We start from the raw sequence: 23,219 nt of genomic DNA, 5'->3' as shown, positions 1-23,219 counted from the left end.
AATGAGCAAAAATAATAAAGAACATATAGAATTGCTGCAGAAAATTTTTGACAATACCAATACCTGGCTTCATTTTGCAGAAGGCAAAAACGCCGCATTAATTGCCTTCAATGTGACTATGGCAGCTACAATAACGGAAATGGGACTGTTAAAAAATTATTTGCTGTTAACCAGCGCTGTACTGATCGGATTGATATTATCCACGATCACGGCGCTCTGGTCTTTTAAGCCGTTAAATGGCAATATAAAGACATTTCCAAATAATGGGATATCTGAAAATTTGCTCCATTATGCGTATATATCGTCTCTGGAACCGGATGAATATTTACAGAAATTATATGAAAAATATTGGGACAGGCCGGGTCAGAACAGGGATGATTTTCAGCAGTTAGAACTAGACTACTGCAAAGAAATTACAGAAAACTCAAAGATTACTGTGAGAAAACAAATTTATTTTAAAAGAAGCTTCTATATTATTTTGACGGCGTTGTTTTTACTGATCATCCTATTGATCTGTGCATAATTCTTCTATCCCATTTTTTTTAGTCTCCCCCGGCACAGATTCAGATTATAGTGGATTAATTTAAAAAAAGGTGTTATACTAGACATGTTAATGGCCGTAAAAGCCGCCCGGCGCCGGGTTTTGGCAGGGCAGGCGGTTTCAGCGGCAGAAGATTTCCATGGGGCATGCCTTCACACATGCCCGGGAGGGGCGGGCGGACCGTGTCAGCAGCGGATATCGTCTGAATTGATTGGAGATTGAAGAGGAAAAAATATGAAAAAGAAAGATGTGCGTTTAAAGGGACAGCTAAAGATGTATATGCGATGGCCGATCATCATGACGGTGCTCCTGATCGCGATGAACATCTGGATGTATAAGATCGACCGGCAGGCGGCGGGTATGATGTCTGTGTTTGTCATCATCTATGCTGTGATCGTCGGTATCCTGTATTTTCACAACCGTTCTTTGATCCTGGCCGATATGATCCAGTTCTCGACCCAGTATAAAGGGATACAGAATACCCTTCTGCGTGAGCTTGCCATTCCTTACGCCATTTTGATGGAGGACGGGCGGATTGTATGGAAGAACGACCGGTTTGAGGAGGTGTTCTGCGGCAAACGCCGGGAGCGGTATCTGAATAAGCTGATCCCGGAGATCAGCCGGAGCATATTTCCGGGGGACGATGAGAATGCGGAGCTGGAGATCCAGCACAACGGACGGGATTACCAGGTGCATCTCAGCAAGGTTTCCATGGAAGGCTTCAGCGAGGCCGAGGACGTGCTGCACATCCCCAGGGAGAAAGAATTTTTTGTCGTCATCTATATGACGGACGTGACGGAACTCAATGCCAATCTGCGGGAGATCGACAACCAGCGCATGATCGCCGGCCTGATCTACATTGACAATTACGACGAGATCATGGACAGCGTGGAGGAGGTGCGCCAGTCTCTTCTGGTAGCCCTGATCGACCGCAAGATCAACAAATATATCAACGATGCCGATGGACTTGTGAAAAAAATGGAAAAGGACAAGTACTTTATCGTCATCAAGAAGGAAGCTTATCAGAAGTTCGAATCAGACCGCTTTTCACTTCTGGAGGATGTCAAGCAGGTGAACATCGGCAATGCGCGCTCGGCCACACTGAGTATCGGCCTGGGCGTGGACACCAGCACCTATGCCCAAAGCTACGATTATGCCCGCATGGCCATAGATCTGGCGCTGGCAAGGGGAGGCGACCAGGCGGTGGTGAAGGATTGCCACGGCCTCAAATATTACGGCGGAAAAAAAGAGCAGACCTCGAAAAATACGCGTGTCAAGGCTCGTGTCAAGGCTGAGGCGCTGCGGGAGTTTATCATAGCCAAAGACCAGGTTTTCGTCATGGGGCACCGGCTTGCAGACGCAGACAGCCTGGGCGCCTGCATGGGGATCTACCGTGCGGCGAAGGAACTGGGGAAGAAGGCCCATGTGGTGCTGGAAGAAGTTTCCAACTCCATCCGGCCGCTGTATGATGAGATCCTGGACAGCTCCGCTTATGAAAGCGACATTTTCCTGACGCCGGGCAAGGCGCTGGAGCGTATCAATGAAAATTCCATGGTGGTGGTGGTGGACACCAACAAGCCGCCCATGACAGAGTGCCCGGAGCTTTTAAAATGCACCAAAACCATTGCCGTGCTGGATCACCACAGGCAGGGCAGCATCGTGATTGAAAATGCGGTGCTCTCCTATGTGGAGCCTTATTCTTCCTCCACCTGTGAAATGGTAGCGGAAGTGCTGCAGTATATTGTGGACGACCTTCGGATTCCCTCCGTGGAGGCGGACTGCCTGTATGCCGGGATTATGATCGACACACGGAACTTTATGAACCGGACCGGGGTGAGGACCTTTGAGGCAGCGGCGTTTTTGAGAAGATGCGGGGCGGATATCACCCGCGTGAGAAAGATGTTCCGAGACGATATGGAGTCCTACCGGGCCAAAGCGGAGACCGTGCGGCTGGCCGAGGTTTACCGTAGCGAGTATGCCATTGCGGAGTGCCCGGGCGATATCGACAGCCCCACCGTGCTGGGGGCGCAGGCGGCCAACGAACTGCTGGACATCAGCGGGATCAAGGCATCCTTTGTACTTACTATATATAATGGACGGATTTATCTGAGCGCCCGTTCCATTGATGAGGTCAACGTACAGATCATCGCGGAAAAGCTGGGCGGGGGCGGACATATCAACGCGGCAGGCGTGCAGTTTGACCATACGGATGTGAAGGAAGCGATCCGCAAGCTGAAGGAAACCATCGACCAGATGATCGAAGCAGGGGACATCTGAATGCCCTCGTATACAGAAAAAAGGAGTTGTATATTATGAAAGTTATTTTATTGCAGGATGTAAAGTCTCTCGGAAAAGAGGGCGAGATTGTAAATGTAAACGACGGATACGCGCGGAATTTTATCATTCCGAAGAAGCTGGGCGTGGAGGCGAACAATAAAAACCTGAACGACCTGAAGCTGAAAAAGAGCAACGAGGAAAAGATCGCGAAGGAGAATAAGGAAGCGGCCGAGAAGCTTGCCGGAGAATTGAAGGCAGGACAGATCCTGCTGAAGATCAAAGTGGGCGAGGGCGGAAAGGCGTTTGGTTCCGTTTCCGCGAAGGAGATCGCCGCTGCGGTCAAGGAACAGATGGGTCTGGATGTGGACAAAAAGAAGATCCAGCTCAAAGAGACCCTGAAGACATTGGGGACACACAACGTTCCAATAAAGCTGCATCCGGAAGTGACCGCGGAGCTCAAGGTGGAGATCAAAGAAGAGGCTTAATGCAGCTTACGGCTGGGAGTGAACAGTACAAATAAGGAGCGGAATCTATGGAAGAGGCGGTAATTAAACGGATTTTGCCTCACAGCACAGAAGCGGAGACGGCCGTGATCGCGTCGATGCTGATGAATAAGGATGCCATTTTGGAGACAACGGAAATCCTCACGGGAGAGGATTTCTATCAGACTGCATATGGCATCCTCTTTGACGCTATGGCAGAATTATTTCATATGGGAAGGCCGGTGGATCTGATCACGCTTCAGGAATATCTGAAGGAGAAAAATGTTCCGCCGGAGGTCAGCAGCCTGGAATTTGCCAGGGATATCCTGACCAGTTTCCAGACTTCGGCAAATGCAAAGGCATATGCGCAGATCATCAAGGAAAAATCCACCATGCGCAGGCTGATTAAGATCAATGAGGAGATCGCCAATGCCTGCTATACGGAAAGCCGTCCGCTGGAAGAAATCCTGGAAATGACGGAGAAGCGGGTGTTTGAGCTGGTGGAGCGGGGCAATATTCAGGACTTTGTACCCATCAAGCAGGTGGTGCTCAACGCCCTTGAGGTGATTGAGAAGGCGTCCAAGACCAGGGGCAATGTGACCGGCATTCCCACCGGTTTTATTGACCTGGATTATAAACTGTCGGGCCTGCAGAGGTCGGATCTCATCCTGATTGCGGCCAGGCCGTCTATGGGAAAGACCGCGTTTGTGCTGAATATCGCGCAGCATGTAGCCTTCCGCCAGAGCCGCTCGGTGGCGGTGTTCAGTCTGGAAATGTCCAAGGAGCAGCTCGTGAACCGTCTGTTTTCCCTGGAGTCCCATGTGGACGCGCAGCTTCTGCGTACCGGAAATCTAAAAGACACGGATTGGGAAAAGCTGATTGAGGGAGCCGGGATCATTGGAAAATCGAAGCTCATCATAGACGATACTTCCGGAATTTCCATCGCGGAGATGCGTTCCAAGTGCCGGAAGTACAAGCTGGAACAGGGACTGGACCTGATCATTATCGACTACCTGCAGTTGATGAGCGGGAGCAGCAAGAGAAGCAATGAGAGCCGGCAGCAGGAGATCTCAGAGATTTCCCGTTCCTTAAAAGGTCTGGCCCGGGAGCTGAACGTGCCCGTGATCGCACTGTCGCAGCTCAGCCGTGCGGTGGAATCCAGAAACGACAAGCGGCCCATGCTTTCCGACCTGCGTGAGTCGGGGGCCATTGAGCAGGACGCGGACGTATGTATGTTTATCTACAGGGATGATTATTACAACCATGATTCGGAAGATAAGAATATTGCGGAGATTATCATTGCCAAGCAGAGGAACGGCCCCATCGGGACCATCCGGCTGGCCTGGATGCCGCAGTATACCCGTTTTGGAAATGAACTGCGGCAGCCGGAGTAAAAAAAGCCGTCTGTGATCCGGGTATCCTGTCCCATTTTTGCAGGCTCGTTTTGAGATGCGCCGCCGGGACAGGGGCCCGGATTTTTATGTAAGCAGCTTTTTTAATTTTCCAAGCGGGGTTTCCCTGGCGGCTTCCCGTCTGCCGGCCTGCTGCTGGCGTATGAGCACGTCCAGTTTGCGGTAGTGCTCCTCCTCCCGGCGTTCATTTGCCTGAAACAGAAAATCCATTTCGCGGATGACATCGGCGGTTACCTTGCGGCTGATGTCCTTTTTTAATGTTTCGTTGTTGGACGTGACTACATCGCTGAGCACATCTCCGATCAGGGAACGCACCTGCTCCAACTGCGTCACCTGGATTACGTCTACCTCCTGCGGTGTAGGGCTGGGAGAAGCCAGGGCGGCAGATTCCGGGAGCGGGTTTCCTGCTTCGGAGCTGTCCGGTGTGCCCTCCTGGGCGGGTTCCGCTAAGTCTGCCAATGCGGCAGCCGTAAATGCAGGGGTGTCCCGGGTATCCGTCTCGTACCGGTCTTCCGCCGGATTGTCTGCGGAAGCCGCAGGAGTACTGTGTCCCTGCAAAGGGGCCGTTTTCGAGTCCGGGGAGAGCGTTTCCTCCGTCTGCTCCTCTGGCATGTCGGGGGATGCGTCCGCATCATCCTTTGCGGCGTTCAGCCGTTTTCTGGCGGCAGTTAGTTCGGGGATCATGAATTTCAGGTCACGCAGAAGCATGCCTTCATTCTTCAGTTTCTGGATACAGAGAAAAAGCTGTATGTCCTCTTCTGTATAATATCGGTGTCCCATGTCAGTGCGGCCGATCTCCAGCCCAAGCTCATCCTCCCAGTAGCGCAGAACATGGGATTCTACCTGGAGCTTTTTGGCCGCCTCAGAAATCATGTACCTGACCTCGCCCATATATATAATACCTCCTTAGATTGTTGATAGACTCGTCCGCTTTTTTCGGCCTGTCCGCCTGTGTTCGCCCCTATTATACCATACGGGGCGGGAAGTAATGAAAAAAAGCGTTCGTCAAATAAAGACAATCTTTTCCGGCGTTTATTTATACTTTTTATTACAGAACGTACTTCACGGATGGGGAAAAAAGTGATATTATATAACTATTCAGATTTTCCCTTTATGGAACTTTTGGGAAGGAGACCGGGATTGAGATGGAGAGCAAGAGTAAAAACACACGATATCTTATTGTCAGCCTGATTTTTGTGCTGATCCTATGTATTTTTGTCTTCACGTTTCAGGCAGTGCTTATGAGGGAGAAAAGCGCGGAGACGATCAGCGATATCGGGGGAATTTACATGTCCGGGATGGGTGACCATGTGGCGGAGCATTTCGGGGCCACCATCGGACTGCGGCTGGCCCAGGTGGGAGACCTGGTAGAATCCGTTCCGCCGGGCAATGTGTCGAATGTGGATATGATGCGTGTGACTCTGGCCCACAACGGGCGGGTACGGGAGTTTTCCAGCCTTGCGCTCGTCTCCGAGGACGGGAGATATGAGATGATCTACGGCAATGACGCCGATCCAACCAACCCGGACGCGTTTATGCGGTCGCTTCGCAGCGGCCACAGCAAGATTGCGGCAGCCACAGACCGGCTCGGGGATATGGTGATCCTGATGGGGATGCCGGCGGTTTACCCCATGAAGAAGGGCGGAGAAAGCATTGCGCTGGTGGCAGGGCTTCCCATCAGCTACATCGGCGAGACCCTGGCTTTGAGCATCAACGACACGTCCATGGAATATTATATGATCTTTAAGAACGGCGACTTTATTTACCGGGGAGACGGGCTGGACGGCGGCAATTACTTCGAACGGGTCAGAAAACGCTATGACAGCGTGCTGGGCATGGAGAAGGAGGACTTTATCAAGGAACTGCAGGACGCCATGGAGGTCAATGAAGAGTACGATATCGAGTTTACGCTGGAAGGGGAACGGCGGCATATGTACTGCACCCGCCTGCCCAATTCCGAATGGTATCTGCTGGTCGGGATGTCTTATAACCTGATGGACGAGACCATTGACCGTTTCGGAAACCAGTGGACCGTTACGGCGTTGGCGGACTGCGCGCTGATCGTGCTGGCCATGCTTTTGGTATTTGCCGGGTATTTCCGGCTGATGCGGCAGCAGATGAATTCCCTGGATGAAGCGCGGAAGGCAGCGGAGCGTGCCAGCAAGGCAAAGAGCGAATTCCTTTCCAATATGAGCCACGACATCCGGACGCCTATGAACGGGATCGTGGGCATGACGACCATTGCTATTTCCAATATAGAAGATACGCAGCAGGTACAGAACTGCCTGAAGAAGATCGCATTTTCCAGCGGGCATCTGCTGGGGATGATCAACGATATCATGGATATGTCCAAGATCGAAAACGGGGAGCTGATCCTCAATGTGGAACAGCTTTCTCTGCGCGATGTGATGCTGAATATTGTGGGGATCATGCGTCCCCAGGTGAAGGAGAAGAAGCAGAAGCTGGATGTCTATGTGCGCGACGTGACCGTGGAAAATGTATGCGGGGACAGCGTGCGCATCAACCAGATCCTGCTCAACCTTCTGAGCAATGCCGTGAAGTTTACGCCGGAGGAGGGGCGGATTCAGCTTGTACTGCAGGAAGAGCCCTCTCCCAGGGGGGATTCTTATATCCGGGTTCATCTGCGGGTGAAGGACAACGGCGTGGGTATGACTCAGGAATTAAAAGACCGGATTTTCGAATCCTTTATCCGGGAGGATCATTCCCGGGTTGAGAAAACGGCAGGCGCCGGGCTGGGCCTGACCATTACCAAGCATATTGTGGAGGCCATGGGCGGCTCCATCAAGGTGGAAAGCGAGCCGGGCCGGGGAAGTGCGTTCCACATCACGGTGGATATGGAAAAGGCGACGGTGCAGGAACGGGAAATGGAACTGCCGGACTGGGACTTGCTGATCGTGGATGATGACGAGATACACTGTGAAAATGATCTTGCTTCGCTGAGGGCAATCGGTGTCAAGGCGGACTGGGCGCTGAACGGGCAGAAAGCGCTTGAGGCAGTGAAAAAACGTTTGGAACAAGGAGAATCCTATTTTGCCATCCTGCTGGATTATGATATGCCGGGTATGAGCGGTATTGAGACAGCACGGGAGATCCGAACGCTCTGCGGTGACAAAACGCCGTTTCTGCTGCTGGCAGCATTCGACTGGAGTGAGGTGGAGGCAGAAGCCAAGGCTGTGGGGATCTATGGATTCCTTGCCAAACCCCTGTTTAAGTCCACACTGTTCTATGGACTTAAGCCTCTGGCTGTTACGATGGAGGAAGAGTCTCCGGCGGAGGTGGAGCTGACCGCCCAGTTTGCGGGAAAGCGGGCGCTTCTGGCGGAGGATAATGAACTGAACTGGGAGATCGCAAGCGAACTGATCTCGGATCTGGGCATTGAACTGGACTGGGCGGAGGACGGCAAGATTTGTGCAGACATGTTTGAACAGTCTCCGCTGCATTATTATGATGTGATCCTGATGGATCTGCGGATGCCGGTGATGACCGGATATGAGGCGGCACGGGCGATCCGGGATATGGATCGGGAGGATGCGGACACGATCCCGATCATTGCCATGAGCGCGGACGCGTACCGGGACGATGTACAGAAATGTCTGGACTGCGGCATGAACGCCCACGTTCCCAAGCCCATTGATATGCAGGAGGTAACCCGCCTGCTGGAAAAATATCTGCAGCCATAGCAGGGATGAACCAGAAACGGAAAGGAGTCGTCAGAATATGAAGAAAATGCTGGCTTTGCTGCTGGCGGTGTGTCTCACCGCAAGCTTTGCCGCCTGCGGGGCTCCGTCCGGAAACAAGGGCGGTAAGGCATACGGCGGTACGGACGGCGGAGGTACGGCGGGAGAACCGAACGGCAGCGCGGCAAAGGATGAGAAGGCCGATGCTTCATCGGATGCATCGGAGGATTCCAAAGGGAAGGAGATTGAGATCTCACTTTGGACCTACCCGGTGGGAAACTGGGGAAATCCCGTAGTGGTGGCGGGGCTGATTTCCGACTTTATGCAGAAATATCCGAAAATCCTTGTATCCGTAAAATATTTGGATTACATCAGCGGCGACGAGGAAATCGCCAGAGCTGTGGAGGCCGGCGAGGCTCCGGATCTGGTTCTGGAAGGGCCGGAGCGTCTGGTTGCCGGCTGGGGGAACGACGGGCTGATGGCAGACCTGTCCGACCTGTGGGAGGAGGACGGCATATCAGATAAAATCTATGAGAATGTCCGCAGTGCCTGCAGGCACCGCAGCGGGGAATATTATGAGTTCCCTATCTGCATGACAACCCACTGTATGGCCATCAATTATGAGATGTTTGAAGAGGCGGGGGCGCTGCAATACATTGACGAAAAGAACCGCACGTGGACGACCGAGGATTTTGCGGAAGCAGTCAAAGCCCTGAAAGCACACGGTCAGGAGAAGGTCGGCATTGTATACTGCGGCGGGCAGGGAGGCGACCAGGGAACCCGCGCTTTGGTCAACAACCTCTATGGAGGTACGTTTACGGATCCGGAGCATAAAGAATATACGATTGACAGCGCGGAAAATATCCGGGCGCTGGAGTTTTTGCGGGAATTGGACGGCATTTCCTTTGAACCGGACATGGTAGGGGAAAACGAGATTTCAATGTTTGCCGGCGGAGAGCTTGCAATGGCATTTTGCTGGAATGTGTCTATGGAGATCAGCCAGACGGCCATGAATCCGGAGCGGGCCTTTGATATCTTTCCTATGTCTTTTCCCACCGATGACGGCACGCCGAATCTGCAGGGGGGCATCTGGGGCTTCGGAGCGTTTGACAACGGAGATGAGGAACGGCTCGAAGCGGCTAAAACATTTATCAGATATATGACGGGAAATGAGGCTCAGTACGTCAAATCCGTTCAGACCGCCCTGTATTGGCCGGTGTGCGAGATGGACGACATCTATGTAAACGATGATATTATGCGGGAATACAGTATTTTCACAAAGTATCTGGGGGATTACTACCAGGTAACGCCGGGCTGGGCACAGGCGAGGACTGCATGGTGGCATATGCTGCAGGATGTAGGGAAGGGTGAACCGGTGGATGCGGCTGTAAAGACATTCGTGGAGACTGCGGACGGGGCGGCGAAGGCTGCGCTGGAGAAATGAGAATAATAGATACGGCGACGAAAGCTGCGTTGGAAAAATGAGAACAATAGATACGGCGACGAAAACAACCCCGGGAAAATAGATCCCGGGGCGCTTTTTGTTTTATTTCCGTAAAGCAACGAGGCAAGAAGCCATGCCTGCATGGATATCCGGTGACTGCCGCGATGGCTGCCAAATGTAAGTGACACTTATTTGGCAACGATTGAAACGGAGTGTAGACCAAATACCCCGCAGCTTGCTGCGCTGGAATTTTGATGCCCCGCCAGTTTTGCTGCGGGGTATTTGACTGAATAAATTAGGCTTCTACAATTGCGCCTGTAGGACAGGCACCTTCACATGCTCCGCAGTCAATACATGCATCAGCATCAATCACGTACTTTCCGTCTCCCTCTGCAATAGCGCCTACCGGGCATTCTGCTTCGCAAGTACCGCAGCTAACGCATTCGTCATTAATCACACGTGCCATAATATGTATCCTCCTTTTTAATTATAATGTACTCCCGGAATCCTGCGCCTGACTCTGCGGCTGCTGTTCCGGTGACTTGATTTCTGCAATGGGTTCCATTGCTTTTTCTATTTTAATACAAAAAAGATAAATATACAAGGAATTTCATAATAACCTTAAGAAAATATTCCTTTTTTTTTCACGAAAATCGTGTATAGTATTATAGTGTGGGTAAAATAGAAGAAAAGCGGCAGTCATTCGGAATCGGCCCGGAATACTTGAGCGTTTTGAGGGCTGCCGCTGCTGTGAATCATAATGAAAAAGAAGAAAGGAAGTTTTGTTATGAGACGGAGATTTGTGAAGATTGCGGCTATTGTGCTTGCCGCTGCGATTACGGTGTCCGCAGGGGCATGTGCCGGAGAAAGCGGCCAGGATACATTTACGGGGGATGCATCGGAAGAGCCGGAGTACCAGTCCAGCTTAAATCCGATTACGCCGTCGGCCTACAGGGACGTCCGCGGGCTGAAGCTGGAGAAGGGGTCTTATATCTCGATCATCGGAAAATCAGAAGCAACCGCTTTTTGGAAATCTGTACGGAGCGGCGTTGTGCAGGCGGCCGAGGATCTCAATAAAGAGCTGGGCTATACGGGAAATGATAAAATAAAGGTGACTTACAACGGGCCTGCCAAGTCGGAGGACATTGATGAGCAGGTAAATATCCTGGATGAGGAGCTGTCCCGCTACCCGGATGTGATCGGGATTGCAAGTATTGACGAGGACGCCTGCACGGTGCAGTTTGATCTTGCCACGGAGAACGGCATTCCCATCATAGCCCTGGATTCCGGAAATAAATATCCGGGAATCCAGTGTACCGTCAAGACGGACAACCAGGAGGCGGCCAGAACAGGGGCTTACAAGCTGGCGAATGAGATCGGCGGCAAAGGGGACGTGCTGGTTCTTGTCCACGATTCCAAGTCGGAAACGGCCAAGGAACGTCTGAAAAGCTTCCAGGACGAGATGACGGAGAAGCATCCGGATGTCAATGTGGCGGAGGTCGTTTACTGCGACAAGCTGGACGACATCCGAAAGCAGATGGCGGATGAATACAATGAAGGGCTGAAAGAGGGAGAACGTGAGGTGCAGAAGGAAAGCTTCTCCGACGCGGACGTGATCCAGTACATGATCGAACGGCATCCGGGCCTGAAGGGAATCTTCGGAACCAATGACAGCACAACCATGCTGGGCCTGCATGCTATCAGGCAGGCAGAGGAGGAGAAGGCCAGAAGCGGCGGGGAAGACGGTCAGTCGCCGGACGAGTCCGGCGAGGACAGCGGGAAGGACGCTCAGACGCCGGAAGGGTCCGGAAAGGACAGCGGGAAGGACGCTCAGACGCCGGAAGGGTCCGGAAAGGACAGCGGGAAGGACGCTCAGACGCCGGAAGAGCCCGGAAAGGACAGTGAGGAAGGCGAACAGGCGTCCGGAGAATCCGGGGAGGACAGCAGGAAGGATGACCAAGTGTCCAGAGAATCCAGAGAGGGCAGCGACGGAGTCGGCCAAGCGTCAGGAGAGTCCGGAGAGGATAGCGGTAAAGACGGGCAGACGCCCGGAGAATCCGGAGAAGATGCGAGGAAAACGGTCGGAGCATCTGCGCAGAACTCTCAGGAAAGCGGTAACGAATCAGAGAAGGATGCGCAGAAACAGGACACCCAGGCAGATTCGGAAAATGAGGATGGAAATAAGACCGTTCCGGCATCTGCAGACGGAGGGCAGAAACATGAAACCGCCCTTGCAGAGGATGGAAATGACGGAACCCTCTCCAACGGGGATGGAAAGAACGAACCTGCTTCGGTCGATGATGATAAAAACGAGGGAAAATCCCAAACAGACGGAACGGACAAGGATACATCCGGGGATCAGATTTCCAATGACGAGGACGGCGGGACAGACGATACTTCAACGGAAAATGAGTGGACAGAGAATACGAAGATCGTCCTCATGGGATTTGATGTGAGCAAGGATCAGCTAAAGGCTCTGGAAGAGGGAGAGATTGCCGGGCTGGTCGTGCAGAATCCGTTTGGAATCGGGTATGCGTCGGTGGTGGCGGCGGCAAGGACCGTCCTGCAGGCGGGGAATGAGGCGCAGGTCAGCACCGGGTATCTCTGGGTGACGAAGGATAATCTGAATGATGAGTCCATAAAGAAGATGCTGTATGACTAAAATAGTGCACCAGTGCAGTAATGTGCCGCTATATTAAGCACGGATTCCACAATTTGACCTTCAGATGTAAACTGCGCTTTCTGGAATGCAACCGGGAGTTTTGGTAAGATTTTTGCAAGTAACAAAGGGAACTGCAGAAAACCAGTTTGGAACTGCCGCATGAAAACATCTGCGTACAGATTGGTTAAAAAACGGCAGGCATTCCATCTGTTGTGCAGACCGGTTACAAATAAAGGAGGGACATTTTATGGAATTTGCAGAAAAGCTTATAGCGCTTCGCAAAGGGAAAGAACTGACACAGGAGCAGTTAGCCGAACAATTGAATGTGTCAAGACAATCCGTTTCCAAATGGGAAAACGGGCAGGCCGTACCCGAGGTAGAAAAGCTTGTGGAACTGAGCAGGGCATTCGACGTTACCGTGGATTATCTGTTAAAACCGTCGGAAATAGACGAACTGTCGGTCAAGACAGACCTGTTGGAACAGCAGCAGAAACAGATGATGGACAGGGAACAAAAACGTTCCCGGATTTTCAAAAATATCCTGTATTCGCTTGCCGTATATCTGGTATTTTTCGCGTCATTTTTTGCCGGGCATTACTTCTTTTTCTCCCTCGGATGGGAACTATGGGGAAAACCCGTCCTGTTTGCTGAATTTTTTATCGCAACTGCAATCGTAATATGGATCTGGGCAAAAAATTTCAAGCTGTGAGATTGGATGCTCTATGGAGCAGCCAACCCATTCAGCAATTCGCAAAGATCCGTGCAACCGCACAGTTGGAAATATTTTCCGACCTTTCATAAAAAAACAGCCGGAGCTGCCTTGCGTCTGCGGAATATTCCGTTTGGCCGGGCAGTCTCCGGTTTTTTGTTCCGCATAGAAAAAGTTCCGGAGCGAGTGTGTGTAAAGCAGTATACGTTTTACATTTTGACAGAAAATTGACTTTTCAGTGTTATAAAACATACATTGTGAAAGGCCGACTGGCCATGACGGGGTGCCCTTGGGTATACATTATAAAAGGCCGACTGGCCATAACGGGGTGCCCTTGGGGATACAGGCAGAAGGAGTAGATTTTATGGAGCAAAAATATAAAATTTTGATTGTGGATGACGAGCAGTCAATCACGGACATGCTGAAATTGCAGCTGGAATTTGAAAATTATATGGTTTATACCGCTGGAAATGCGGAGGAAGCTATGGAAAAATTATCACACTGCCCGGATCTGATTTTGCTGGATATCAATATGGCCGGCATGAACGGGATTGATCTTTGTATATCCATCCGGGAGTTTGTAACCTGTCCCATTCTTTTTCTGACCGCAAGAGTATCGGAGCAGGACAAAATAAACGGGCTGATGGTCGGCGGGGACGACTATATTACAAAACCGTTCTCGATGGATGAACTGCTGGCAAGGATTTCCGCCCACCTGCGCCGGGAAATGAGAACCCGCAGCAAAACGAAAAGCAGATTTTCGGAAGAACTCATTATCGATTACTCAGACAGAAGCCTTTATATCCAAGGGCATTCCGTGGAACTGTCAAACAAAGAATTTGAAATCATCCAACTGCTGTCCATGAACGCGGGACAGGTATTTGACAGGGAAAAAATCTACGAACGCATCTGGGGGATCGACGGAAACGGGGACAGCGCGGTGATCAAGGAACATGTTCGGAAAATACGCTTGAAATTCGCGGAATTTACGGAGAAAAATTATATTGCTACAGTCTGGGGAGTGGGATACAAATGGGTAAAATAAAGAACGTATTTCAAAATATGTCATTAAAGAAGTCGCTGGTATTGCTGGCGGTTTTTTGCCTGAGTATAGTCAGTGTGCTTATCATAATTACGGTACTGGCATTTTCGGGGATGCGGCAGAGCATCCTGGATACCAGGCCCCTCCATATTTACGGCTATACGGATGAATATCATGGGGAAAGCGGGGGAATGGTCGTTGAGCCGAATGACTTCGCCTACGGAACATTATCCAGAGAAAATCAAAGGAATTACCGGGCTGTCACAGTTTTCATGGTAATGCTGCCTGTTATTTATATCATTCTTGCTTCCGTGGCTGTGGCAAAATTTTATTACAAATGGAAGCTGCAGGCCCCGCTTAAGGATCTGAAAAGCGGAATCCACCACATTTCCGGGCAGAATCTGGATTTCCGGATGGAATACAGTTCCCGGGACGAGCTTGGGCAGCTATGCGATACGTTTGAACAAATGAGAAACGAGCTGTATAAGAACAATTGTAAAATGTGGGACATGCTGCAGGAACGAAAAGCCCTGACAGCCTCCGTTTCGCACGATTTAAGAACACCGATCACCGTGATCGGCGGGTATCTGGATTATTTGAATAAGGCGGCGGAAAAAAACGCGCTGACAGGCGATATTCTGCGGACGACCCTTGAAAATATGACCGCCGCCGCATCCCGGCTGGAACGATATGTGGATTGCGTCAGGGACGTACAGAAGATGGAGGATATTGAAATCCGAACAGAGCAAATGGATCTGAAAAAATGGATTGCGGATATGGCAAGCGCGTTTTCAATGCTGGCAGAGCAGAATAAAAGGCAGTTGGAAATACGGGACTTTTCCAAAACACCGTTTATACGGACAGATCAGGACATGCTTTCCAAAGTGCTGGAAAATATTTTCAGCAACGCGCTTCGCTTTTCAGAGAAGCAAATCGTCTTAATAATTGAAGAAACGGACGACTGCGTTTCATTTTCCATACAGGATGACGGAGCGGGGTTTGCACAGGAGGAATTGAGCTGCGCCGCTTTACTTTTTTATACCCAAAGCGCACCGCTCCATACATGTCCCGGCAGGACCGGCGGCGGAGATTTCGGCATTGGGCTTTCAATCTGTAAGATACTCTGCGGAAAGCTGGGCGGTGCGCTGCATTTGGAAAACGGCTCCGGCGGCGCGGTGGTTACGGCAAAAATAAGCAAATGCGGAGATTCCGGAGAGCGGGCCGCAGATTAAATCATTCGAATCAGATTTTTTTATTACTATTCACAGCCACTTCACCCACATGCGCAAAAACAGCCGGCAATTTTTTCGAAAAATTGACTTTTGTATGAGAGAATCTCCTTATAGAAAACAGAAATATGAGGAGGTTTTATATGGAAATCAAAATTGAGCATCTAAGCAAAACGTATGGAAACCAAACGGTTTTGGATGACATTTCACTGCACATTTCATCGGGGACATATGGCATATTGGGAGGAAACGGGGCCGGCAAGACGACCTTGCTGCGTATTCTCGCCTCCCTGTCGGAGCCGTCGTCAGGCACGGTGCAAATCAATGGAATTGACATAAAGAAGAAAAAAGAAATCCGAAAAATGATCGGATATCTGCCCCAGGAATTTTCGGTGTATCCGGGTATGAGCGTCGGTTCGGCGTTGGATTATCTGGGGATTCTGTCGGAAATTCCGCGGAATATCCGAAAAGAGCGTATCCGCGAACTGCTGAAACAGACCCACTTGGAGCAGGAAAAAAACAAGCGGTTCCAGACTCTGTCAGGCGGTATGAAGTGTCGGTTCGGTATCGCGCAGGCGCTGCTGAACCATCCCGGTCTTTTGATTTTGGATGAACCGACCGCAGGACTGGATCAGGAGGAACGAGCCCGTTTCTATCGTATACTTTCGGAGCTTGCCGGGGATCGGATCATTTTGCTGTCAACACATATTGACGAAGACATTGAGGCAGTCTGCCCGAGGGCGGCGGTTCTGAGCGGTGGCCGGATGATCTTTGAAGGGGAGACCAGCGAATGGGGGTGGAAAAAATGCTGTTCCTAAAAGAATGCAGAAACGTTTGCTGCAGTTTGGTTTATGTGCTGTTTCTCGGCCTGGTGTTTCTGCACTGGCACGAAAATTTTTACGGGGTCACAGAAAAAGAGATCCAGGCTTCCAAAAGAGACGTGGGTTCCACTTATGCAGAATCCCCAAACGGTTCTCTTTTGGCAGAGCCAAAGAAGAATGCCCAAAGCTACGGAATGAAAAACAAAGAAATACCGGAGAAGATCATGTGCGGCGGTACAAACCTTCTGATCATAGAATATTTGAACAATTCCTATGCATCCTATCCGTTTTCCTATTATAAGGAAGTGGTGTTAGACGAGGAGGGGCAGGCAGAGATTTTGGAGATTCTCTGCGAAATAACCGGTTTGAGCGAGAAGCAGATCCGGGATCTCCCCGATGAGTATTTTCCTTCTGTCAATGGAAATATCATCAATCACAGCAGTGTCAAACAGGACGAAAACGGAAAGGCTGTCATTGAAATGGGAAAGGACGCCGATACAAGAAATGAAAAAGATCATACAAAGCAATTTATATCCCAGGTGTCTTATGAAAGATTTATAGAACTTATGGCAAAGGCAGAGCAATTGATCGGAAAGAGCTCAGGCTACTCGATGGAAAGTCTCCGGCAGTATTACGGACTGGATGAGATGACTTATGAGGAAGCGGAGGAGGAATACGATAAGACGATCTATGATGACAAGGTAAGCGCCGCGTTCGCCAGGCTGTACTGTGATTATATGTCAAGGCCGCTGGGCCTGTACCCTGTTTTTGCCGCTGTACTGTTTTGGCTGAAGGACCGGCGGAACCGTATGAAGGAATTGATAGACTGCAGGCAGATCGGTACTGTAAAATTTGTTTTCACACGTTTTCTTGCGCTCCTTGCGGCCGCAATGCTGCCGGTGGTTTTGCTGAGCTTTGAGTCTCTCCTGCCGCTGATGGAATATTCTGCAGATACGGGAATTGCAGTGGATGGATTTGCCTTCATCAAATATATTCTGTGGTGGCTTTTGCCTACGGCAATGATTGTTACCTCCCTGGGAATGTTTCTGACCATTTTCACGTCTGCGCCGGCTGCGGTTCTGGTACAGCTTGTGTGGTGGTTTCTGGATTCGTCTGCTGTCGGGCTTTCCGGAGATACGCGGCTGTATACGCTGATGATCCGCCATAACATGCTGAACGGCTCCGAGCTGATCCGCCGGGATTTTGCAGTGATATGCCTAAACAGGGGGCTGTTTTTGCTCCTGTCGCTGCTGCTTGCGGGGCTGTCCGCTGTTGTATACAGCCGGAAAAGGGCCGGGAGAGATCCGTTTCATGCAGGATAGGAAGGAGGAAATTTGGATCTGGTTCACAGAAAAGGCAAGGGAGATTTTCGAAGTAAGACCTGGTTCACAGAAAAAGGCAAGGGAGATTTTTGAAATGAGACATACTTCATATAAAATCACGGTAGATTTTTTCAAGGCAGATTTCCGGATCACGTTTAAAAATAGTGTATTCCTGGCGGCGGCATATTTACTGGTGATTCCGGCGATCAGAGGGATCTCGAACCTGGATGCTGCCCGCACGGCACACTGCCTGGAACAGTCTGTCGCTCTGATCGGGGCGCTGATCCTGATACCGATTACAAAGGGGGAGATGGGAAACGGCGTTAAAGAAATCATTTACACAAAGGCATGGCCCTACAGGAAAAGCATTGGGCTCAGGTTTTTATGCGGCTGTTCGATGGTCGCCGTCCTGGTGACGGCCTTCGCCTTTGTCATGCGGCGCGGCCAATGTACATTCCCGTTTTGGAAATATGTTTGGGGGGCGGTATTTTATGCGGTTTTTCTGGGACTGCTGGGGCTTGTATGTTCTCAGATAGGCAGCCATGTTCTCGCGGGCTACCTGTCCGCTCTGGGCTACTGGTCGCTTTGCCGGCTCCAGATTATAGAGGAAGGCAGCGCGGCATATCTGTTTCCGGTGGTCAACGGCAGTTTCGAAACAGGGAGGATGGCAGTCCTGCTTTCGGCAGACCTGATTCTGGCGGGGGCGGTTTGGCGGCTTATACGTGAGGGGAATTGATTTGGCGGAGGGATCAGGGGGGGGATTCAATCCATTTCCCCCTGTTACTCAATCATAATTTCCTTGATCGAAATCTTTTTGATTTTTTCGGAATATACATACATCAGAATTTCATAAATTGTGATAAAACAAACAAGGGAAACAAGCATAACAGGAAAGTCAAATTTATATGCAGGTACATCCTCAAAATCTTTAAATACAATATCCACCATAAGCCTCAGCAGTCCATACTGATATACTGTTCCGATTACAAAACCAATATAGGACATGGGTCTGTATCCTCCTAAAATTGCCCTGCAGCATTCTTTCTGCGAATAGCCGAATACCCTCATCATAGCAATCGTTTTTGTATTTCCGTTTATGACTGTAGTTATGGCAAGAAACAGAGTAGTAAACGCTAATACAAGTCCGATGACCAACATCATCACACCCATCATTTCACTTGAGAAATCTTTCATACTAAACGACATTTGTGTCATAGCTGAAAAACAAAACGAAGCAAAAATAATGAAAAATACAAGTGCCTTTTTAGATTTCAAGGTATTCCTTTTCAAATCCTCTACAAACGACAATTCTCTGTTTTTTTCGAGTCTGTGATTTGAAGTTTTAGAAGCAGTTTGCAGAGTATCTTTCAAAAGCAGCAGCACAGGCTTTTTTAATTTGTACCAAGCGTAAAAAACCGAAAGCGCCGAAAAACACACAGTCGGCAATACCACGAAATAAAGTAAAATGCTCGGATGAAAATGGATCGTGATCTCAGGAAGTATTTTATCTTCATTTTGCAGAGCGTAAAACCACGGCATTATAAGAAATGCGCCTGCATATCCGATTGCAGTTCCGATAAATGAACTGATTCCGAATACCCAAAAGCTTTTTGCAATTTTGATATTTGAATATCCCAATGCCTTTAATATCCCAAGTTCCTTCTTATGCGTGTCAATATAATGCTTGACATAAAACAACAGCATAACAACCGCAGAAAAAAGCAGGCATCCGCCGCTTACAAGGCTGACGACTTTTGCGGTAGAAACCTGAGCATTATAAAAAATCATTGACAATTCAGATGTTATTTCACTCTCAATGGACCGAATATCAAAATAAAAGTTCAGAAACATTGTACATACAAGTACAGCACAACAGGCGATAATGGAAATGACGATGAGTCTTGAAGCATTTTTTATTCCAACGAGCATACCATCACCATCCAATCTCATAAGCGTTTTTTTTCGTTTTATTTGTATAAATTTCAGATATTTTTCCGCTGTTCATTTTTATAACTGTGTTAGCCATTTCTGCAATATTCAGATTGTGTGTTACCAATATGATTGTAAAATCATATTCCTTTTGAAGTTTACAGATATAATCAAGAACCTGCCGTCCGGTTTGTTCGTCTAATGCACCTGTCGGTTCGTCAAGAAATAAAACGCTCGGTCTTTTTGCCAAAGCTCTTGCGATAGAGACTCTCTGCTGTTCGCCGCCCGAAAGTTCGCTGGGATATTTATGTAGTTTTTCTCCGAGTCCGACTGCCTCAATGACAGTTTTGTAATTTTTGTTATCTGCTAAGTCAGCACCCATTTTCACATTTTTATCGACGTTCAAATTGGGCAGCAAATAATACTGCTGAAAAATAAATCCGACATTTTCCTTACGAAATGAAGTTGCTTCATGATCAGAAAACGCTGTAATATCCTTTCCGTCATAAAACACGTTGCCGCTGTCAGGGCGTTCAAGACCTGAAATCACATTCAAAAAAGTTGATTTGCCAGAACCCGACGCACCGAGAATAACCACAAAATCATGATCCTCAATATCAAGGCTGATGTTCTTTAATACTTGAAATCGACTTTCTCCGTTTCCGTATGATTTTATGATATCTTTCGCATTAATCATGATTTTCTTCCTCCTTTACCTTTTTCAAAATGCTCATACATACCTCCGAAATCATGGTACTGATTTCTTCGTCTGTAAAGCGGCACATTTTTGTGGCACAAAGGGATGCAATTCCGTGTGTATATATCCAAAGATGATGATAGAGCTTTTTTGCTGATGACATGCAGATTTTGTAATCATCTTGAATTGACAACAGAATTTGCTCATAACTTTCATCGATCAGCGGAAGCACGCCTGATAAATCGGGAATTTGTTTTTGCTCCGTCATAAAGAGGAGCTGAAAAAGTTTTGACTCATTAACAGAAAAAAGAATATACTGCGTACCTACGCCTTTGAAGGGGTGCGCCGCTGTTAAACCTTTATGGACATATTCTTTATACAAAGCTCTTGCAGCCTCAATCATAGCCTGCTGAACTTCCTCCATATTTTTAAATACAGTAAAAATCGGTCTTGCCGAACTGCCGAGGTATATGCCCAAGGCTCTGGAAGTTAAGGCTTCATATCCGTCTGTCCTGACAATATTTAATGCGGCTTCAATAATTTCTGTTTTTGTAAATTTTGCTTTCGGCGGCATATCCGAATTCTCCTTTTCTAAATCATTTGTTTTACATCACACGATTTATTATAATCAGAATTACCGAAAAGTCAATAGGCGGCAGCGAAAAAATCGCTGCCGCCTTTCTGTACCTATGCAAAGATGATCTCCTTTTCCGGAGAGACACAAGATAAAAAAATTCCAATCAGTAAAACAGCGGCAGCAGGCATCCAGCCCATTGCCGCATTCACTCCGCCCGGGCCAGCGAGAAGATAAACTCGGTCCCGACCCCTTCGGTACTGATCACATTGATATGCTCGTCGTGGGCCAGGATGGCCTCCTTCACGATGGACAGCCCCAGCCCGGTGCCCTTCTTATCCTTCCCGCGGGAGGCGTCGGATTTATAAAAACGCTCCCAGATCTTATTGATCTCCCGCTTGGATATCCCGATTCCCGAATCCTTTACGGAGACAAAGACTTTCCCGCCCCTCTGGGTCACCTCGATCTTCACCGCATCGTCATTTTCGCTGAATTTGATGGCATTGTCGATCAGGTTGTAGAGCACCTGCTGGATCTTCCGGCTGTCTGCCAGGACGAAAGCCTGCTCCGGCAGAAGCAGAAGCTCGATGGAAACCCGCTTTTCGATGCAGACGCCCTCGAAGGAGGCTGCGGTCTTTTTGATCATTTCCTGGATATCAAAACGGGTCTTGTCCAGGAGAAGCTCCTTTGTGTCAAATTCATTGAGGGTCAGCAGGTCGTTGGTCAGGTCGGTGAGCCGCTCTGTCTCAAACAAAATGATATTCAGATATTTTTCATGCAGCTCCGGCGGAATGGTGCCGTCGGTCATGGCTTCCACATAGCCCCGGATGGAGGTCAGCGGGGAACGGAAATCATGGGATACGTTTGCCACGATTTTTTTCTGGTAGTCCTCCATGTCGCCCAACTGGGCGGACATATAGTTCAGGGACGCGGACAGATAGCCCATCTCGTCCTGGGTATAGACCGGGATCTCGTAGTCCAGGTTGCCGGACGCGTACTGGGTGGCCGCCTCGGTGATCAGGCTCAAAGGGCGGTAGATGAAATAATGGAATCCCAGCAGAAAGATGAAGGACAGGGCAAACAGAACCATCAGGGTGATGTAAAATGGAATCATCATCCGGGAGCAGCGCGTTTCCAGGGCGGAAAACGGCTGGTGAACCAGCAGATATCCTTTTGTCTGGAAACCCTGAATCACCGGGGCGATGACGGTCATGACCTCCTCGTTGAAATACCCGTGGTACTCCCCGGTGAGATATTGTTTCCCGCCGGTTTCCGCCGGGTCGAACGCATCAATGACCTCCGGGGCCGATGTATTTTCCAGGTTGGAGGAGGTGATCAGCGTCCCGTCGGCGGCCACGAACCAGAGGGAGGCATCCAGATAAATGCGCATGGCATTCAGTTGGGAATGAACCGCCCAGGAGGTGGTATTGTCGGTAAAATAGGAGGGCAGATAATTGGAGGCGATCAGGTTCGCCTCCTGGTAAAGTGATTCCGAGTTGGTGGCCACGATCCGGTTCAGCAGGAGCTGCCGCCCCAATGTGGCCGTGGTAAATACGCCCAAAAAGGCAAATATAATATATAGTAATGCAAATTTAATATGCAGGGTGCTTCTCATAACGGTCTCCATTTCCAATTTCGCTCTGCGCGGGATGCAGGCAGCGTCCTACAACGTACTGGATTTGGTGTCGAATTTATATCCGATGCCCCACACCGTACTGATGGACCAGCCTGAGTGATCCTTGATCTTTTCACGCAGCCTTTTAATGTGCACATCCACCGTCCGGGTATCGCCGATATATTCATATCCCCAGATCTGATCCAGAAGCTGCTCTCTGGTGAATACCTGGTTCGGGGAGGCGGCGAGGAAATAGAGGAGCTCCAGCTCCTTGGGCGGCATTTCCACCTGGCGCCCGTCGCATACAACGGAATAATTGGTCAGGTTGATGGTCAGGCCGTCGTATTCTACGCATTTTGCCTTGCCCGCCGCGGGTGTTTCCGGCTTGGAGGGCTGGCAGCGGCGCAGGACTGCCCGGACGCGGGCCACCATTTCCTTGGAATCAAAGGGCTTCATGATGTAATCATCGGCCCCAAGCTCCAGCCCCAGAACCTTGTCAAAGACCTCGCCCTTGGCGGAAAGCATGATCACCGGGGTGGAGGATTTTGCGCGGATCTCCCGGCAGACCTGGTAGCCATCCATGCCCGGGAGCATCAGGTCCAGCAGGATCAGGTTGGGCTGGTAGGTCTCGAAGGCGTCCAGCGCATCCTCGCCGTTGAATACGATCTTCGTGTCAAAGCACTCTTTATTCAGATAAAGTGAAATCAGTTCTGCAATATTTTCATCGTCGTCTACTATTAAAATTTTCTGTTTTGCTGCCATAAT

At 49.6% G+C, this 23,219-nt stretch carries 20 protein-coding genes; 13 read left to right on the top strand and 7 right to left on the bottom strand.

The window, feature by feature from the left end:
- Position 1: 1 nt before the first annotated feature.
- From EBB54_RS20815 to dnaB, 4 genes are all read left to right on the top strand, one after another.
- Positions 2-523, top strand: coding sequence for a hypothetical protein (locus EBB54_RS20815; RefSeq protein ID WP_125128812.1), 522 nt, complete (start codon positions 2-4; stop codon positions 521-523).
- A gap of 252 nt (positions 524-775) precedes the next feature.
- Entirely contained in the window at positions 776-2,818 is a 2,043-nt protein-coding gene (locus tag EBB54_RS20810; protein ID WP_125128811.1) for a DHH family phosphoesterase, read from the top strand.
- Positions 2,819-2,853: 35 nt separating this feature from the next.
- Entirely contained in the window at positions 2,854-3,303 is a 450-nt protein-coding gene (rplI, locus tag EBB54_RS20805; protein ID WP_004072219.1) for a 50S ribosomal protein L9, read from the top strand.
- 47 nt (positions 3,304-3,350) lie between these two features.
- Complete coding sequence (gene dnaB / locus EBB54_RS20800) at positions 3,351-4,694, top strand: replicative DNA helicase (protein WP_004072221.1); 1,344 nt, start codon at positions 3,351-3,353, stop codon at positions 4,692-4,694.
- A gap of 84 nt (positions 4,695-4,778) precedes the next feature.
- On the opposite strand, the gene EBB54_RS20795 is transcribed toward dnaB, so the two are convergent.
- A complete protein-coding gene (locus tag EBB54_RS20795; RefSeq protein ID WP_125128810.1) occupies positions 4,779-5,603 on the bottom strand; it encodes a MerR family transcriptional regulator in 825 nt (274 codons plus the stop codon).
- 254 nt (positions 5,604-5,857) lie between these two features.
- On the opposite strand from EBB54_RS20795, the gene EBB54_RS20790 reads away from it, so the two are divergent.
- A complete protein-coding gene (locus EBB54_RS20790; RefSeq protein ID WP_125128809.1) occupies positions 5,858-8,413 on the top strand; it encodes a hybrid sensor histidine kinase/response regulator in 2,556 nt (851 codons plus the stop codon).
- A 37-nt stretch (positions 8,414-8,450) separates the two neighbouring features.
- Positions 8,451-9,854: an ABC transporter substrate-binding protein gene (locus EBB54_RS20785; protein ID WP_125128808.1), complete on the top strand. Its 1,404-nt coding sequence runs from the start codon at positions 8,451-8,453 to the stop codon at positions 9,852-9,854.
- A gap of 295 nt (positions 9,855-10,149) precedes the next feature.
- Here the strand turns inward: EBB54_RS20785 and EBB54_RS20780 are convergent, their stop codons facing one another.
- Positions 10,150-10,320, bottom strand: coding sequence for a DUF362 domain-containing protein (locus tag EBB54_RS20780; protein ID WP_004072227.1), 171 nt, complete (start codon positions 10,318-10,320; stop codon positions 10,150-10,152).
- A 321-nt stretch (positions 10,321-10,641) separates the two neighbouring features.
- Here EBB54_RS20780 and EBB54_RS20775 point away from each other — a divergent pair, with 321 nt between their 5' ends.
- From EBB54_RS20775 to EBB54_RS20745, 7 genes are all read left to right on the top strand, one after another.
- Complete coding sequence (locus EBB54_RS20775) at positions 10,642-12,516, top strand: substrate-binding domain-containing protein (RefSeq protein ID WP_125128807.1); 1,875 nt, start codon at positions 10,642-10,644, stop codon at positions 12,514-12,516.
- A 247-nt stretch (positions 12,517-12,763) separates the two neighbouring features.
- Positions 12,764-13,225, top strand: coding sequence for a helix-turn-helix domain-containing protein (locus EBB54_RS20770; protein ID WP_125128806.1), 462 nt, complete (start codon positions 12,764-12,766; stop codon positions 13,223-13,225).
- 364 nt (positions 13,226-13,589) lie between these two features.
- The gene (locus tag EBB54_RS20765) at positions 13,590-14,270 is read left to right on the top strand and encodes a response regulator transcription factor (RefSeq protein WP_016298567.1); all 681 of its coding nucleotides are present in this window, start codon (positions 13,590-13,592) and stop codon (positions 14,268-14,270) included.
- Positions 14,258-15,499 (top strand): sensor histidine kinase, encoded by a 1,242-nt coding sequence (locus EBB54_RS20760; RefSeq protein ID WP_125128805.1) that lies wholly within the window; start codon positions 14,258-14,260, stop codon positions 15,497-15,499. The genes EBB54_RS20765 and EBB54_RS20760 overlap by 13 nt, the downstream gene beginning before the upstream one ends.
- Before the next feature lie 140 nt (positions 15,500-15,639).
- Positions 15,640-16,314 carry an ABC transporter ATP-binding protein gene (locus EBB54_RS20755; RefSeq protein WP_125128804.1) on the top strand — a complete coding sequence of 225 codons (675 nt, stop codon included), beginning with the start codon at positions 15,640-15,642 and terminating at the stop codon, positions 16,312-16,314.
- On the top strand, positions 16,287-17,639 hold the full coding sequence (locus EBB54_RS20750) for an ABC transporter permease (RefSeq protein WP_016298570.1): 1,353 nt from the start codon (positions 16,287-16,289) through the stop codon (positions 17,637-17,639). Before EBB54_RS20755 ends, EBB54_RS20750 begins: the two co-directional genes overlap by 28 nt.
- Positions 17,629-18,375: a hypothetical protein gene (locus tag EBB54_RS20745; protein WP_125128803.1), complete on the top strand. Its 747-nt coding sequence runs from the start codon at positions 17,629-17,631 to the stop codon at positions 18,373-18,375. The genes EBB54_RS20750 and EBB54_RS20745 overlap by 11 nt, the downstream gene beginning before the upstream one ends.
- A 44-nt stretch (positions 18,376-18,419) precedes the next feature.
- Here EBB54_RS20745 and EBB54_RS20740 read toward each other — a convergent pair whose 3' ends face one another.
- From EBB54_RS20740 to EBB54_RS20720, 5 genes are all read right to left on the bottom strand, one after another.
- On the bottom strand, positions 18,420-19,589 hold the full coding sequence (locus EBB54_RS20740; protein WP_243127750.1) for an FtsX-like permease family protein: 1,170 nt from the start codon (positions 19,587-19,589) through the stop codon (positions 18,420-18,422).
- Complete coding sequence (locus tag EBB54_RS20735; RefSeq protein ID WP_125128802.1) at positions 19,573-20,265, bottom strand: ABC transporter ATP-binding protein; 693 nt, start codon at positions 20,263-20,265, stop codon at positions 19,573-19,575. The genes EBB54_RS20740 and EBB54_RS20735 overlap by 17 nt, the downstream gene beginning before the upstream one ends.
- Positions 20,258-20,839 (bottom strand): TetR/AcrR family transcriptional regulator, encoded by a 582-nt coding sequence (locus tag EBB54_RS20730; protein WP_125128801.1) that lies wholly within the window; start codon positions 20,837-20,839, stop codon positions 20,258-20,260. The genes EBB54_RS20735 and EBB54_RS20730 overlap by 8 nt, the downstream gene beginning before the upstream one ends.
- Before the next feature lie 208 nt (positions 20,840-21,047).
- On the bottom strand, positions 21,048-22,454 hold the full coding sequence (locus tag EBB54_RS20725) for a sensor histidine kinase (protein ID WP_016298575.1): 1,407 nt from the start codon (positions 22,452-22,454) through the stop codon (positions 21,048-21,050).
- Between the two features lie 48 nt (positions 22,455-22,502).
- Positions 22,503-23,216 (bottom strand): response regulator transcription factor, encoded by a 714-nt coding sequence (locus EBB54_RS20720; RefSeq protein ID WP_016298576.1) that lies wholly within the window; start codon positions 23,214-23,216, stop codon positions 22,503-22,505.
- Positions 23,217-23,219 lie beyond the last annotated feature (3 nt).

Origin of the sequence: Schaedlerella arabinosiphila (assembly GCF_003885045.1) — a bacterium.
GTDB lineage: Bacteria > Bacillota > Clostridia > Lachnospirales > Lachnospiraceae > Schaedlerella > Schaedlerella arabinosiphila.
Note: the sequence above shows the minus strand (reverse complement) of the source record. Positions and strands in the feature narration are given on the sequence as shown.

Bases quoted from the DNA above. Each gene is read 5' to 3' on its own strand.
- EBB54_RS20815 (WP_125128812.1), top strand. From the start codon at position 2: ATGAGCAAAAATAATAAAGAACATATAGAATTGCTGCAGAAAATTTTT.
- EBB54_RS20810 (WP_125128811.1), top strand. From the start codon at position 776: ATGAAAAAGAAAGATGTGCGTTTAAAGGGACAGCTAAAGATGTATATG.
- rplI (WP_004072219.1), top strand. From the start codon at position 2,854: ATGAAAGTTATTTTATTGCAGGATGTAAAGTCTCTCGGAAAAGAGGGC.
- dnaB (WP_004072221.1), top strand. From the start codon at position 3,351: ATGGAAGAGGCGGTAATTAAACGGATTTTGCCTCACAGCACAGAAGCG.
- EBB54_RS20795 (WP_125128810.1), bottom strand. From the start codon at position 5,603: ATGGGCGAGGTCAGGTACATGATTTCTGAGGCGGCCAAAAAGCTCCAG.
- EBB54_RS20790 (WP_125128809.1), top strand. From the start codon at position 5,858: ATGGAGAGCAAGAGTAAAAACACACGATATCTTATTGTCAGCCTGATT.
- EBB54_RS20785 (WP_125128808.1), top strand. From the start codon at position 8,451: ATGAAGAAAATGCTGGCTTTGCTGCTGGCGGTGTGTCTCACCGCAAGC.
- EBB54_RS20780 (WP_004072227.1), bottom strand. From the start codon at position 10,320: ATGGCACGTGTGATTAATGACGAATGCGTTAGCTGCGGTACTTGCGAA.
- EBB54_RS20775 (WP_125128807.1), top strand. From the start codon at position 10,642: ATGAGACGGAGATTTGTGAAGATTGCGGCTATTGTGCTTGCCGCTGCG.
- EBB54_RS20770 (WP_125128806.1), top strand. From the start codon at position 12,764: ATGGAATTTGCAGAAAAGCTTATAGCGCTTCGCAAAGGGAAAGAACTG.
- EBB54_RS20765 (WP_016298567.1), top strand. From the start codon at position 13,590: ATGGAGCAAAAATATAAAATTTTGATTGTGGATGACGAGCAGTCAATC.
- EBB54_RS20760 (WP_125128805.1), top strand. From the start codon at position 14,258: ATGGGTAAAATAAAGAACGTATTTCAAAATATGTCATTAAAGAAGTCG.
- EBB54_RS20755 (WP_125128804.1), top strand. From the start codon at position 15,640: ATGGAAATCAAAATTGAGCATCTAAGCAAAACGTATGGAAACCAAACG.
- EBB54_RS20750 (WP_016298570.1), top strand. From the start codon at position 16,287: ATGGGGGTGGAAAAAATGCTGTTCCTAAAAGAATGCAGAAACGTTTGC.
- EBB54_RS20745 (WP_125128803.1), top strand. From the start codon at position 17,629: ATGCAGGATAGGAAGGAGGAAATTTGGATCTGGTTCACAGAAAAGGCA.
- EBB54_RS20740 (WP_243127750.1), bottom strand. From the start codon at position 19,589: ATGAGATTGGATGGTGATGGTATGCTCGTTGGAATAAAAAATGCTTCA.
- EBB54_RS20735 (WP_125128802.1), bottom strand. From the start codon at position 20,265: ATGATTAATGCGAAAGATATCATAAAATCATACGGAAACGGAGAAAGT.
- EBB54_RS20730 (WP_125128801.1), bottom strand. From the start codon at position 20,839: ATGCCGCCGAAAGCAAAATTTACAAAAACAGAAATTATTGAAGCCGCA.
- EBB54_RS20725 (WP_016298575.1), bottom strand. From the start codon at position 22,454: ATGAGAAGCACCCTGCATATTAAATTTGCATTACTATATATTATATTT.
- EBB54_RS20720 (WP_016298576.1), bottom strand. From the start codon at position 23,216: ATGGCAGCAAAACAGAAAATTTTAATAGTAGACGACGATGAAAATATT.